10 protein-coding genes are annotated in these 14,377 nt (G+C 68.1%); all 10 read left to right on the forward strand.

Translation table 11 applies throughout. From position 1 onward, the window contains the following. Window positions 1-150: 150 nt before the first annotated feature. The 10 genes from OG214_RS18215 (at window position 151) to cas7i (ending at window position 14,353) form a co-directional block, all read left to right on the forward strand. On the forward strand, window positions 151-1,140 hold the full coding sequence (locus tag OG214_RS18215; RefSeq protein WP_363086068.1) for a helix-turn-helix transcriptional regulator: 990 nt from the start codon (window positions 151-153) through the stop codon (window positions 1,138-1,140). 164 nt (window positions 1,141-1,304) lie between these two features. Continuing rightward, window positions 1,305-2,522, forward strand: a complete 1,218-nt coding sequence (fxlM, locus tag OG214_RS18220) for a methyltransferase, FxLD system (protein WP_363086066.1) — start codon at window positions 1,305-1,307, stop codon at window positions 2,520-2,522. 59 nt (window positions 2,523-2,581) lie between these two features. Then, the gene (gene fxlA / locus OG214_RS18225; RefSeq protein ID WP_363086065.1) at window positions 2,582-2,770 is read left to right on the forward strand and encodes an FxLD family lanthipeptide; all 189 of its coding nucleotides are present in this window, start codon (window positions 2,582-2,584) and stop codon (window positions 2,768-2,770) included. Window positions 2,771-2,858: 88 nt separating this feature from the next. Next, window positions 2,859-5,924, forward strand: a complete 3,066-nt coding sequence (locus OG214_RS18230; RefSeq protein WP_363082332.1) for a lantibiotic dehydratase — start codon at window positions 2,859-2,861, stop codon at window positions 5,922-5,924. Continuing rightward, on the forward strand, window positions 5,921-7,147 hold the full coding sequence (locus OG214_RS18235) for a lanthionine synthetase C family protein (protein ID WP_363082331.1): 1,227 nt from the start codon (window positions 5,921-5,923) through the stop codon (window positions 7,145-7,147). The genes OG214_RS18230 and OG214_RS18235 overlap by 4 nt, the downstream gene beginning before the upstream one ends. Beyond that, complete coding sequence (locus OG214_RS18240) at window positions 7,129-8,130, forward strand: thiopeptide-type bacteriocin biosynthesis protein (RefSeq protein WP_363082330.1); 1,002 nt, start codon at window positions 7,129-7,131, stop codon at window positions 8,128-8,130. The genes OG214_RS18235 and OG214_RS18240 overlap by 19 nt, the downstream gene beginning before the upstream one ends. Beyond that, complete coding sequence (locus OG214_RS18245; RefSeq protein WP_363082329.1) at window positions 8,127-9,296, forward strand: hypothetical protein; 1,170 nt, start codon at window positions 8,127-8,129, stop codon at window positions 9,294-9,296. The genes OG214_RS18240 and OG214_RS18245 overlap by 4 nt, the downstream gene beginning before the upstream one ends. Window positions 9,297-11,178: 1,882 nt before the next feature. Then, window positions 11,179-11,937 (forward strand): CRISPR-associated endoribonuclease Cas6, encoded by a 759-nt coding sequence (locus tag OG214_RS18250; RefSeq protein WP_363082328.1) that lies wholly within the window; start codon window positions 11,179-11,181, stop codon window positions 11,935-11,937. Then, on the forward strand, window positions 11,937-13,325 hold the full coding sequence (locus OG214_RS18255) for a hypothetical protein (protein ID WP_363082327.1): 1,389 nt from the start codon (window positions 11,937-11,939) through the stop codon (window positions 13,323-13,325). Before OG214_RS18250 ends, OG214_RS18255 begins: the two co-directional genes overlap by 1 nt. A 2-nt stretch (window positions 13,326-13,327) precedes the next feature. Continuing rightward, on the forward strand, window positions 13,328-14,353 hold the full coding sequence (gene cas7i / locus OG214_RS18260; RefSeq protein ID WP_363082326.1) for a type I-B CRISPR-associated protein Cas7/Cst2/DevR: 1,026 nt from the start codon (window positions 13,328-13,330) through the stop codon (window positions 14,351-14,353). Window positions 14,354-14,377: the final 24 nt, after the last annotated feature.

Here is a 14,377-nt window from a genome sequence, read left to right on the forward strand (position 1 = left end):
TCCACCCCCATGCCGAAGCGCGGCACCTGCCTATTGGTACGACATGTGCTCCGGCAGCCCGCCGTGCTTTCAGGGCGCGGCGGCCGGCCTCTTGGCCCTGCGGAGATCTGCTCCACCGCCCTGTCATCGTTCGTAAATCCGAGGAGTTTCGTGCAGCCCAAGCCGCTGGACACGGCACCGTCAGTCCATGCCCTGATCGGCGCAGAACTCAGATACCACCGCGAAAAGAAAGAAATGCCGCAGAGCGAGGTGGGGCGGCTGCTGTTCCTGACCGGTGCCTTCATCGGAATGCTGGAGTCAGGTACGCGCAGAATGCGGCCCGAAATCGCGCTCAAGCTCGACGAACTCCTCGACTCCGGAGGGTATTTCTTCCGAGTCTGTACGACGCTGAAGGATTTACGGCAGCCGGACCAAAGCGCTGAAGCAGTCAAGGCCGAGCAGAGCGCGAACCGTATTCAGGAGTATGCCCCGCAGTACATTCCCGATATCTTGCAGACAGAAGCCTACAGGCAGGCAGTCCTCCATTCCGGCCTGCCAACGGCAGCGGAGGAGGCAATCAATGAACTTTTCATGCCAGCGCTCGAACGCGCAAAGATGCTCCAGCACCCCGAGCCCACCGTATGGATGGTACTTGACGAGGCTGTCCTCCAGCGAATGATCGGCGGCCCTGTGGTGATGGCGGAGGCGCTGCGCCACATCGCCGAGCTGGGACGTCGGCGCCGCATCGTCGTGCAGGTACTGCCATTCGTAGCCGGCGGACACCCAGCAATTGACGGCGCCCTGAAACTGATGGCCTTCTCTGACGCACCAACACTGACCTATCTGAAATGCTTCGCGTCTGGCCAGTTGGTTGACGACCCAGCAGCGGTGGCACAGTACGAATTCGCGTTCAGCCTGATTGGCGCCAGCGCGCTCTCACCATCTGATTCATTGGACCTGATCGAGTCCATGGCCAGGCATTACGAACTGAAAAGCAGACGCACGCACAATCTGAGCACGGTCCTGTTGTCTAAATCCGAGCGCATCGAGCCGGACCCGGACCACAGCGCGGCACCGGACGAATCACACAGGAAGGAGCCTCCTTCCACCGTCTCCTCCCCCGCCCGATCGCCCGAACGAAAGAAAGAAGAACACCAGTGACCAGCCACGAAACGGCCTTTCGGCCGAAGCCCGGAGGCCCCTTTTCCGGCGGCGCGTAACCGTCCCCCAGAGACGACTTCCTGGCTAGCGTCGCAGCCGACCGAGAGGCCAGGACACCTGTCAGCCCGCGCAGTTGCGCGAGACACCGCGTAAGGAACCTTTCTATGACCCATGCGACCGTGGATCCCAACGAGGCCACCAAACTCCGCAACAAGACCGTAGACCAGCTCAAGCAGGACGGCACGATCGTGTCGCTCGGCGTCGAGGCCGCCATGCGCAAGGTGCCCCGGCACCTGGCCGTACCGGAGGCGTCGCTCGACGACGCCTACAGCACCTACAACGCTGTGATCACCCAGCAGGACGAGCACGGCCATGACACCAGCTCGGTTTCCGCTCCGCAGGTCCAGGCGATGCAGCTGGAACAAGCCGACATCCGCCCTGGCGACAACGTCGTGGAATTCGGCACGAACGGGCCCAACGCCGCGTTCATCGCTGAGCTGGTGGGCAACACGGGTCAGGTCACCACGGTCGACATCGACGCCGACGCCGCTGCCCGCGCCACGCGCTTCCTCGCCGAGACCGGCTACTCCCGTGTCCGCGTCCTGACTGCTGATGCGTCCGGCGGCGTTCCCGAGTACGCCCCGTACGACGCCATCGTGGTGACCGTCGGGGCCTGGGATATCCCGCCCGCCTGGCGCGAGCAGCTGACCGAGGGCGGCCGGCTCGTCGTCCCGCTGCGTATCCGGAACCTGACACGCACGTACGGTTTCGTCCGCCAGGGCGACCGTCTGGTCAGCTCCAGCGCTCACGTGTGCGGCTTCGTCCCCATGCAGGGCGAGGGCGCCCACGACGAACAGCGGCTGACCTTGGGCGACGGGGTCAGTCTTCGGTTCGATGACGGGCCTACCGTGGACCCCTCCCCGCTGGAGGGTGTGCTGCGCACCCCGCGCGCTGAGACGTGGACCGGTGTGACCGTGGGCCGCACCGAGCTCATCGGCACGCTCCAGATGTACCTGGCGACCATGACGCCCGGGTTCTGCGTCATGTCCGTCGACCAGGATTCGGACAGCGCCGTGGTCGAGCCCAGCAACAAGGGCTTTTCCATGGCCGCGGTCCGTGGCCCGAACTTCGCCTACGTACTGGTGCGCCGGACCCCGGACGACAAGAACGTCGAGTACGGCGTCCACGCCTTCGGCCCCGACGGCGCATCGTTCGCCGACGAGATCGCCGACCGCCTCCGCGCCTGGGGCAAGGAGCACCGTGGGGGACCCGGCCCGCAGGTCGTCATTTACCCGGCCGGCACCCCTGATGACCGGATTCCCGGCGATCGGGTCATCGACAAGAAGCACAGCCGGATCTCGGTCTCCTGGTCGGCCGCGTAGTACGCGGTGCCGGGCCAGGACTTCATGCACCAACCCATCGAGAAAGGGAGAGTGATCGCATGACCACAACCATGCTGGCCGAGCCGCCGGCCGCGGATCTGCTCGACGACGACTTCCAGCTGGACGTGCGCGTCGTCATCGCCGAGCACCCAGGTCGCAAGCTCATGTGCTCCACGAGCGACGGCTGCGGCAACACCTGCGCCAACGGCGCCAGCTCCTGCAACTCCTTCATCGAGGACCCTTCCTGACGGGCCCTCCGTCGTCGGGGCGGCGGCCGAATTCGGCCGTCGCCCCGACGACACCCGTATGCGCGTCCCATACGAGGAGGAGAAACCTGTGGCACACGGATCATCCATCGGCTACGAGTGGCAGCACGGCGCACTGCTACGTGCCTCCACCGCTGCCGGTGCGATACCCCTGCCCGACCTGGACCTGTACGGCGACGACGCGGCCACGCAGGGCCGGGCATGGCTGGCCACGGTGTGGTGCGACCAGGTGCCCGACGCGCTGGCCGCTGCCAGCCCCATCCTGTTCCAGCAGGTCGCCGCGATCCTGGACGGCAAACACACCGATGCCCGGCGTGTACGCCGAGCCGTCCTGTCGCTGGCCTCGTACCTGTTGCGCTGGAACCACCGGGCCACACCGTTCGGTGTGTTCGCCGGGGTCGTCCCCGCGCAGGTCGGCCGGGCCACGCGTGTGGCGTGGAGCGACAAGCAGCGGACCGTGCTCCGCGCAGACGCCGACTGGCTCACCGACGTCGTCACCCGCCTCGAACAGTCCCCCGGACTGCTTGCCCGGCTGGACGTCGTCGCCAACAACGCGGGCCAGCGGCGCGGTGACCGGCACGTCGTACCCGGTCTGCCGTCCGACGCGCACACCAGGCTCCTGGCTCCGGTCGAGTTGTCCATCCGCCGCACCCGTCCCGTGGCCGCTGCCCTCACCGCAGCCGCAACGCCCCTCCCGTTCAGCTCCTTGCTGCGCGGCCTGGCCGAGCTGTTCCCGGCCGCCCGCCCGGAGCAGCTCTCCAGCCTCCTCGCCGGCCTTCTGTCCAAGCACATCCTGATCAGCAGCCTTTGGCCGCCGATGACGTGCACCGACACACTCACCTACGTGTGCGATCAGCTGGAGAAGGCGGACGCGGCCAGCATTCGCGACATCGCAGACCTGGCATCCCGGCTCGGGTCGATCCGGGACGGCGTGAACCACCCGGACACCGCGGCCCCGTGGGCACCCGGCGCCCCGCTGACGCGGAGCATGCAGGACGTGAGTGCCACCGCCCGCGTGCCGCTGCTGGTGGACACCGTCCTGGACTGCGACGTCCAGATCCCCGAGCACCTGGTGCGCGAAGCTGCCGAAGCCGCCACCGTCATGTACCGGCTGACGCCACACCCGTACGGCTATCCGCAGTGGCGGGACTACCACCAACGGTTCCGCGCCCGATACGGAGCCGGGGCGATGGTGCCCGTCCTGGACCTGGTGGCCGACAGCGGTCTCGGCCTCCCCGCCGACTACCTTGGCGCGGATCGCACCCGCGCCCCGCGCCAACTGGTCGAGCGGGACGAGACCATCCTCACCCTGCTCCAGCAGGCCATGCTCGACGACAACCCCGAGATCGTCCTCACCAAGGCGACGGTCTCCGAACTCGCGGCCGGCGACGCCGAACTCTTCGTCCCCGTTCCGCGGGCGGAGGTCTCGATGGAGATCCACGCCGCGTCGCTGGACGCCATCCAGCACTCCGACTACCGGCTGCTGATCACCGGGGCACCCCGTCCGGGCAGCAGCATGCTCGGGCGCTTCGCCCATCTGCTTCCGCCCCAGGCACAGTCCGCTCTTGCGTCCAGCTACGCGACCGCCGGCCCCGGAGCGATCCCCGCACAGCTGTCGTTCCCTCCGCGCCGCCGCCGCAACGAGAACGTCACCCGCGCCATGCGGCTGCTGCCGCACGTCATCCCGCTGGGGGAGCACCATGCGCCCGGCCCCGGTGTCATCCCGCTGGCCGACCTGGCAGTGACTGCGGACGCCCGGCAGTTCTACCTCGTGCAGATGTCCTCCGGCCGCCGTATCGAGCCGCGCGTCCCGCACGCACTGGAAGCCTCGGTCCACACACCGCCCCTCGCCCGGTTTCTGGCGGAGATCACCACCAGCCGCTGCGCCGTGTACAAGGCGTTCAACTTCGGCGCCGCCGCGCGCCTGCCGTACTTGCCACGCGTGCGGTACAAGCGGACCGTCCTCGCGCCCGCTCGGTGGCTGCTGGCCGCCGAGGACCTGCCCGGCCGCGGTGTCCCGATGCCCGACTGGGAGACCGCGCTGCACCGCTGGCGGGACAGGTTCCGTGTGCCCGACCGCGTGGCCCTGGTCGAGTACGACCAGCAGCTGCCCATCGACCTGTCTCAGCGGTTGCATCGGGCGGTGCTGCGGGCCCGGCTGGACAGCACCCGCCGTATCGAGCTGCGCGAAACCCCCGGCCCGGAGGACCGCGCCTGGATCGGCCGCCCGCACGAACTGCTGATCCCCCTGAAGCCGGCGAACGCCGCGGGCCTCCGCTCCGGGCCACCCGCGTTCACGGTACCGGCCGCGACCACCAGGGCTCTGATGCCGGGACGGGCGTCGATCCTGCACGCTCAACTCCACGCTCACCCACAGCGTTTCGGCGAGATCCTGACCGGACACCTGCCCGGCCTGCTCGCCCAGTTCACCGACCCGCCACGGTGGTGGTTCCGCCGTCACCGCGACACCACACGGCCCGACTCCGACCAGCACCTGGCGCTGTACCTGCACCTGCCGGCTCCGGACGACTACGGCGCGGTCTCCGCCACCCTGCACGACTGGGCCGACGCCCTGCACGACCAGCGCCTGGCCTCCCGTCTGGAGCTGGTCACCTACCGGCCGCAGACCGGCCGCTACGGTCACGGCCCCGCCCTCGATGCGGCGCACGCGGTATTCGCTGCCGACTCGGCCGCCTGCTTGGCGCAGATACGCATCACGTCCGACGACAGCCATACCGGCCACGCTCTCACCGCCGCGAGCATGTACGACCTGGTGACGCGGTTCACCGGCGACGCGGACCAGGCAGCCGACTGGCTGACCCGCCACCTGCCCCGCGAGCACGGCCCGCTGGACCGGGCACTGCTGCGCCAAACCCTCGCCCTGACCCACCCCGACGGGGCGGCACTGCGGTCCACCCCCGGCGGCCCGGACGTGGCCGCCGCCTGGCAGGAGCGCGCCTCTGCCCTGCACATGTACCGCGAGCAGCTCGCCCGGCAACGCGACCCTCACACCGTGCTGATGTCCCTCATCCACCAGCACTACATCCGCACGCTGCCCGTCGACACCGACCGCGAACGCCTCATTGGCCGACTCGTCCGAGCCTGTGCCCTGCGCCACCGGGAGAGCCGGCCGTGACCACCACAACCAGCCCGGCAACCGCGGCCGACTCCTTCGCCCGGCACCTGACCACCCCCGCACCCCCACCCGACGACCAGCCCTGGGCCGCACAGTCCCTGGCCGTCGGCGCGGCCGGTAGCGCCCTGCTCCACATCGAGCGAGCCCGTACCGGCAACGGCACCTGGCAGCAGGCACACACCTGGGTCAAGAGCGCCGTCGCCACCGACGTCAGCGCCGCCGACACCAGCGGTCTCTACCTGGGCGCCCCCGCCGTTGCCTTCATGTTCAGCTGTGCCGTCACCGCCGGCTCGGCCCGCTACCGCGACACCGCGGTCACCATGGACCGGCACGTCACCGATCTCGCTCACCGCCGTGCCGATGCCGCTGACATTCGTCTGCGCAGCGGACACCGGCCCACCTTCCACGAGTACGACGTCTTCTACGGAATGACCGGCATTGGCACTTACCTCCTGCGGCGCGCCCCGACCGGAAACGCGATGGAACGTGTCCTCTCCTATCTCGTGGCGCTGACCCGGCCCAACCGTGACAGCGATCACGGGGAGCTGCCCGGCTGGTGGGTCGGCCATGACCCGAACCTCGCCCAGTCTCGGCAGTTCCCCGGCGGGCATGCCAACCTGGGCGCGGCCCACGGCATCACAGGCCCGTTGCTGCTGCTCGCCCGCGCCCTGCGCCAGGGCCTGACCGTCGACGGTCACCGTGACGCCATCGACACCATCCTCGGCTGGCTCGACGCGTGGCGGCAGGACGGTCCCGGCGGATCCTGGTGGCCCGAACACCTCCACCTCGGCGACCTCCACGCGGGCGCACCCGGACAGACCGGCCCGGCCCGCCCCAGCTGGTGTTACGGAACTCCCGGCATCGCCCGCGCGGGACAACTCGCCGCCATCGCCCGCCATGACACCGTGCGACAGCACCGGTACGAGGACGCCATGGCCCGCTGCCTGACCGACCCCGGTCAACTGTCCACGATCGCCGACACGAGCCTGTGCCACGGCTGGGCCGGCGTCTACCAGACCGCTTGGCGCGCCGCCCACGACGCCGCCACCCCGGCCTTGCGCGCCGTCCTGCCCCGCTTGGCCGCCGCCCTGACCCGGCACGCCCGCCCCGGCCCCGATCCCGGCCTCCTGGAAGGCGCCGCGGGCACCGCCCTCGCCTTGACCACCGCAGCCCGCAACGCAGCGCCAGCCTCGGGATGGGACGCATGTCTGCTGATCGACTGAACCAACCCGCCCGCCTGGAAGCGACCCTGCATGCCGTGCTGGAGGTCCTGGCCGGTGTCGGCACGAACACCGCCGCAGCCCAAGCCGGACTCGAACCCGCCGACTTGGACGCCGCCGTCGCCATCTACCAGCAGGCCGGACAGCGCGCGCTCGCCCAGCAGGCGGGGCCCCCGGCGTGGCGTCAGCTGTACGTCCAGTTCACCAACTGGAACAAGGCCGAGCAGACCGCCGCCGACCACATCGCCCCTGTCCTGGACCTGGCCCAACAGGACGGGATGATCACGGGCTGGTGGTTCATCCGGAAGCACCCGTGCTGGCGGATGCGACTGCTCCCGGCCCCCGGGACGCAGCTTCCCCCGACACTGGCCGACACGCTGGACGAACTCACTGTCGACGGGCGAGTCCACCGCTGGTGGCCCGGCATCTACGAGCCCGAAGCCGCAGCGTTCGGCGGCGACACCAGCATGACCATCGCCCACACCCTGTTCCACGCCGACAGCCGCGCCGTCCTCGCCACAGGCCATGGCGAGCTGGGCCGCAGGGAGCTGTCGCTGCTGCTGTGCGCCACCTTGATGCGTGCGGCCGGCCTGGAGTGGTACGAGCAAGGCGACGTCTGGCACCGCGTCACCAGGGAACGGCCCCTTCCCCCCGACGTACCGGCGGCCAAAGTCCACGCCATGGCGGGGAGCCTGCGGCAACTGCTGCTCGCCGACACTAGCCCCACCGGCCCCATGCTCCAGTCAGACCGCACGCTCAAGCCCGCCGCCGACTGGGTCCGAGCGTTCCGGCACGCGGGAAGAGACCTCGGCGCAGCCGCCCGGGACGGAACCCTCGAACGCGGCCTGCGCGAGGTCATCTCGTACCACGTGATCTTCCACTGGAACCGGATCGGCCTGCACGCCCGCGCCCAGAGCGTTCTCGCTCACGCGGCACGTAGCGCGATCCTGCACCCCGCCGACTCCATGGAAAGGCCGCTACCGTGACCGCGCCCCGCCCACAGGCAGAGCTCCACCGCTTCGTCAGGCGGTTCCCGCTGGTCAGCCGGTCCCACCTCGTCTACCCCAGCTTCGCCGCCCGGGTCGAAGAGGTACAGACCTGTGCGGAGAAGTCGACACAGGACGGGCCCCTCCTCGACCGGATCAACCTCGCGTGCGCCACCTGGAACCTGTCCGCACTGATCGCCTCCGACCGCGGCCTAACCGACCTGGCGACAGACCTGTGCCTGCGTCAGCTCCACCTCTTCCAGCCGGCATGGCCCCTCACCGGGGACAGCGCCATCGCCTGCCTCCAGCCGATCGTCAACCTCATACGCCTGACCGCCCGGGCAGGAGAACCGCATGCCGCCTACCAGCAGCTGATAAGCGTGCACCGCGCCATACACGATGGCGGCACAGTGACCGTCCACGGCCACCCCATCGACCTCACGGGCTTCACCACCGACGCGACCCTGAACCACATCCGGCCCTGGCTCCGCACCCTCCTGCTCGAAGACGGCACCCGGCTCCTTGTCGCCACCGGCCAGTGGTTCCAAGCGGCAGAACACGCGACCGCCTACGACAAGGCCCCCGAGCGGCTGCACGACAGCAGGCAAGCACACGTCGTAGCCAGCCTGCACACAGCCGACACGGACACAGCCAACTCCCTGATCGACAAGGCCACCATCACCGAACCGTGGGAGAAAGCCGTCGCGCAGATCCTCCGCCACTACGCCGACCACCTGGCGGGACGCACCACGGCAGAAGCGTTCACCGCTGTGACGCGCGCCGTAGGGGATGCCCTGGAGCCGATCCCGCCGCACCTGCGGATGTTCCGGGTGAGGCTGGTACTCGCAGCGATCGACCTGGCACCGGAAGGCTGCGAAGCCCAGACCCGCCCCCTGCACAACGCGATCGTCAGCGACACCACACAGGCAGGCGACGCATACGCTGCGCGCGAGATCCTCCGCCATCCCGTCCTGGCAGCCGGCGAGCGGCCACGCCGTGAGCTGGAAGCGATAGTCCGGGACGGCGGCCTCGGCCAAGGGGCCCTGCCGCAGTCCATACTGTCCACGATGATGCAGGCCGTCGGCACAGCGGGAGCGACCCTCGTTCACTGCCTCGCCGAGGAAGGGGCGGCGTCGCCGCATTCGAAGCAGCCAGGCATCAGCTGAGACAACGAACCGCCGCTGGGTATCCGACATACCTGTACCTGGCACCAGTACTGCCCAACAGTCTGTCCCGAGGCCCCGGATCTCGCCCTGCGGCCGTACCGCACATCACCGAGCGGATGACAACCGTCCGGTTGCAAGCCCTCCAGGGCTGATGACGACGTCCTTGTGGGTCTTGTCCTCGGCGGGCCATACGAGTTGCGAGCCCTCCAGGGCTGATGAAGACCTCGACTTCCAGGCCGAACCGCCCGTCGTCTACGTGTTGCGAGCCCTCCAAGGCTGATGACGACCCCAGGCAGTGCGCGTCAACAGCAAGGATCCCAAGGTCGCGAGCCCTCCGTGGCTGATGACGACCCCGTGCTCGCTGCCCAGCCAGTCCCGGCGGTCCTGGTTGCGAGCCCTCCAGGGCTGATGACGACACCGCGTTGTCCAGGAACGGATGGACCGGCCGCACCCGTTGCGAGCCCTCCGGGGCTGATGACGACCGCCCAAAGCCGTGCTGGTAGTGCGGCCAGCCGACACACCTCCGGTTGCGAACCCTGCAGAGCTGATGAGGACGGAATCCTTTGGTGCGAGCTGCGCACCATCGCGTTACGAGCCCTCCAAGGCTGATGACGACCAGCAACCGGGAGCGCCCCACCACCCACCGGCACCACGTTGCGAGCCCTCCAGGGCTGATGACGGCCCGGTCTGCTGCTCGGCCCAGGCGCGCTGTTCCAGGGGTTGCGAGCCCTCCAGGGCTGATGACGGCAAGGCGACGCAGCCCAGTGACGACACCCGCTACGTCCTGTTGCGAGCCCTCCGGGGCTGATGACGACGGGAGGGGCCTCTCCCCATAGGACGGTGCGGCTCTCGTTGGGAGCCCTCCAGGGCTGATGACGACCCGGCTTGGCTGGCCGCGCCTCGGAGCCCGCCGCACGTTGCGAGCCCTCCAGGGCTGATGACGACCTCTGTGACCGCCTCCGGGACCTTCAACTCCCTCACGTTGCGAGCCCTCCAGGGCTGATGACCGCAGGGCGTCGTCGTCCGCCTCTACCGGCAGGCCGACCTGTTGTAAGCCCTTCAAGGCTGATGACGACCGCCTTGGCGACGTACTGCGGCTCGGACAGGTGGTTGCGAGCCCTCCAGGACTGATGACGACGCCGACCGGACGGGATGCTGGTCCGCCGCGTTCTCGAGTTGCGAGCCTCCAGGGCTGATGACGATTCGGGTCACACACAACGGCCGTCTCATCCTCCCTGCGTTGCGAGCCCTTCAAGGCTGATGACCACGCGATCACGGAGTTCCAGTGGACGGCCGCACCCAATCAGTTGCGAGCCCTCCAGGGCTGATGACGGCAGCACATCCCGGAGCGGCCTGGGACCCGAAGGCGGTCCTCCTCTTGGCACCGAGCACAAGATTGATGAATTGATGAAGAGGACGTCCGTCATGTCGAGCGTGCGCCTGTGCGGGTCAACGTTCGCTCCCCTCTTCACCGGCGACGAGGCTACGGCACTCGAAATCACTTCCGTCCCAGCTGCTTTGTCACCAGGCAATGTGGACCGCCATGCATCACAGGTAGGCCCTCCAGCAGGGCGATGAATCGTGTGAGGTTTTCAAGTCGTCCTGTGCTCCCGAGAACTAGCCCGGCGCGACTTCCACAGACGCTACCGCACCTCTCCGACAGAACCCCAAAGCGATCGTTTGTGAACTCATTTGGCCACCCAAAGACCGTTTCCGACTCGCTGTCAGTGGCTGCTGGTAGACCGTTGATTCACGTTCTCCGAAGGGGACTCGCGTGTGATAGACATGCCGCCTCAGTCGGCTCGGAGAAGGAAAAGCCCGTACCGATATCAACGGCCTTTGCGGACACACGCGTGCCGCTGACCAGCAGAAAGGGGGAGATATGCGCCTGCGCGTACACGTCAATACAAGGGCGAAAGAAATCCCGTGGGACCAGGTCATCGCACCTGGCCGCGGCATCGTTTACGCCGCGCTCAGCCGTCAGGCACCACAGCTCGGAGCCAAGGTCCACGACACCGGATGGGGCCCTCATCGAATCGCGCCGTTCGGCTACGGCGCCCCCGAGTTCCCCAAGCCCCGCCGCGTTCGCGGCGCTTATGTCGCCGGCGGCGTCGGCACTGTCGAGTTCGGCAGTCCAGTTGACGAGATCATCGAGGCACTCGCCAAGGACTTCACGATGATTCCCATCCTGGACTGGGGTGGGGTGGCGCTGAACGTCGAGGGTGTCACGCGAATCGCCCCGCCCGCCTTCGCCTCTGGCCGGGCAAGGTTTCGTACCAGTAACCCCATCACGGTCAAGAGCGAGGCGACTCGGTCACCGGACGGCCGCCAGGTCTGGGGATCGTGGGTTCTCCCCGGCGATCCCGGATTTGATGTTGCACTGAGCCACAGCCTCCGACGCAAGGCAGAGACCTTCGGATACGGCTCGGTCACCCTGGAAGCAATCACCTGGATCGGACCGAAGCGCTCCTTCTCCGTCGTGGGCCACGGCAGCGACGCCTCCAGCACCATCCACCGGGGCAAGAAGACCGGCGCACCGGTAGAGATCGACGTTTCCGGTGCCCCGGCGGCGCTTCAAGCTTTGTGGTCCACCGGGATCGGCGGGGCCACTTCCGCCGGATTCGGATGGGTGACGGCCTGATGAAGAGGGTCTCCGCCCAAGACGAACTCCGGCTCACTCCGCACCCTCTCCAGCGCGCCGGCGCCTACGCCATCGCGGCGATCGCCAAAGCGGCGCACCCGGAGGAGGTGACCGGCGACCAGTTCGATCGGGTCGTCGAGCGCATGATCAGCGACCTCATCGCGACCAGCTCCATCGCCAAAGGCAATGCCGGCTGGTACCTCATGGGCATCTCCTACATCCTCTGGCCCAACTGTGCCCTTCACTACAAGACCAAGCGCACCCCAGAAGGGCTCACTGCCTGGCGCACCATGCCGCCTGCCGACAAGTGGCCCGGGGTGCCCTGCTCACTGTGCGGACGGCCTGCCTGCGCCTGGTACGGAAACGTTGACATTCCTCTCGGCGCCAGCATCGAGCACCGCAACACCACCGCCCCCGACCACCGGGGCACCCCGCTCTGCTTCCCCTGTGTCACGAGCTTCCACGCCCTGCCCTATGTCTTCACCGCGGGCGGAGGAGTCCTCTACGGCGTCCACTCCTGGGACGAGAAGTTCATGAGGCGCGTCGCCCACAGCGCCATCGCCCCCAATGTCCGGAACATGATCACCCGTCGCAACCTCAAGAGGGACGGGGGCTCCTTCGCCGTCGAGTTCGCGGCCCTTAAGGCTCTGCGCTGGTGGGACAGCCGCATCTCCGCAGGCGTACAGGCTATCCAGTTCAGCAACAGCACCCGGGACATGAAGTTCCGGATCGAGGCCATGGAACAGCCCCTCGCCGAGTGGCTTCGCTCCACCGCCTCGGACACCAACCGCCGTACCGGTTTCCGCTACCTCGCTCATACGCAGGCCACCGCCAAGGTCCCCGGGCTTCGCATGCTCGCCTGGCGCGCGTTCAACCGCCCGGAGCAAATCCCGTCCAAAGCCACCGGCTGGCTCCGCGACCGAATCACCGACACCGGCAGCATCCCGGCGGCAGTGCCGCACCTCGCCCCCCTCATCCGCGCCTACCTCACGGAGGTCCTGCACGTGCTCGAAAAGGACGTCGGCCACGTCACAACCGTCGCCCGCCGCATCGCGGACGTCGTCAGCGCACACGACGACAAACGCCTCAAGAAGTTCGTCGTGGCCACACGCCGCCCCAACGACCTCAAGGGGTGGCTGAGGAACGAGATCGCCGACTGGGCCAAGAAACGCCCCGCCGACTCCGCGAACGACCCCTTCGTCACCGTCCCCCAGTGGCGCGTCCTGTTCGACTCCGGCAACACCTCATGGAGTGCCCGCGAACTGCTCTTCGTGGCCGTCTTCGAGGAACTCTGCGCCCGCGGAGCCACGGTCGAGGCCACCGACGAGACCACCACCGACGACGACTTCACGACCCTCGACACGAACGACCAGGAAGAGAGCAACTGACCATGTACCTCACCGGTAAAGCCGTACTCGACATCCAGGCTGGCGCCCCCAACAACGGCCGCGGCACCGCGGACCAGGGCAACGTCACCCCCGTCAAGCAGCACCGCACCGGCGGCAAGATCTACCCCTACGGCTCGGCCCAGTGGTTCCGCCGCATGGTCAGGGACAGTTTCCCGGACACGGACTCTCCCTCGCCGGTCATCGTCAACGGCAACGAGGACACCAAGCAGCAGGCGTACACCTGCGGCCGACCCGACCGGCACACGGACGATGACCTCTTCGGTTACATGGTGGCGACCAAGACCTCCACCCACATGCGCGACACCGTCCTGTCCACCGGCACCTTCGTCTCCATCACTCCCGAGCGCCCCACCCGCGACTTCGGCACCATGAGCCGAGGTCTGCCGACCGGTGCGAACCCCATCCTCCACGAGCACGAGTTCTATACCGCTGCCCTTCAAGGTGATCTCCGCCTCGACATGCAGCGCGTCGGGTTCTTCGAACAGGAAGGGAACGTCCGTAAGGCCGCGCTCTCGAACGAAGCCGCACGGGAGGCCATCCAGGCCGGATGCACCGAGGTCACCCGCCGCGGAACCGCCGGGATCCTTCTCCCCATCGAAGAGCGCCGCCGTCGCGTCGCCGTTCTCCTTCGTGCTCTCACAGCCATGCACGGTGGTGCGAGCCAGGCCGCGCACTACGGAGACCGGACCCCGGCTCTGATCCTTCTCGCTCCGATCCAGGGCGGGAACCAGCCGTTCACCCGGTTCCTCGCACCGGTCGACGGCCAGATCCGGTTCTTCGCAGAGACTCTCCGTGAAGAAATGGACGCCTGGTCCGACCTCATCGGCGAAAAGGTCCACCTTGGCTGGGCTCCGGGCTTCCTCGGCGACCAGCGCGAGATCGCCCGCACCGATCTGGACGACCTCATCAAGGAAGACCGCCTGATCATCGATCATCCGCGCGTGGTTCTGAGGGCTCTCGCCAAGGAGATCGAGGCAGGACAACACGACATCTGGTTCCAGGACTAGCCATTCGACCGTTCATGCGCCCGC

It is taken from the genome of Streptomyces sp. NBC_00872 (genome assembly GCF_045161915.1).
Taxonomy (GTDB): Bacteria; Actinomycetota; Actinomycetes; order Streptomycetales; family Streptomycetaceae; genus Streptomyces.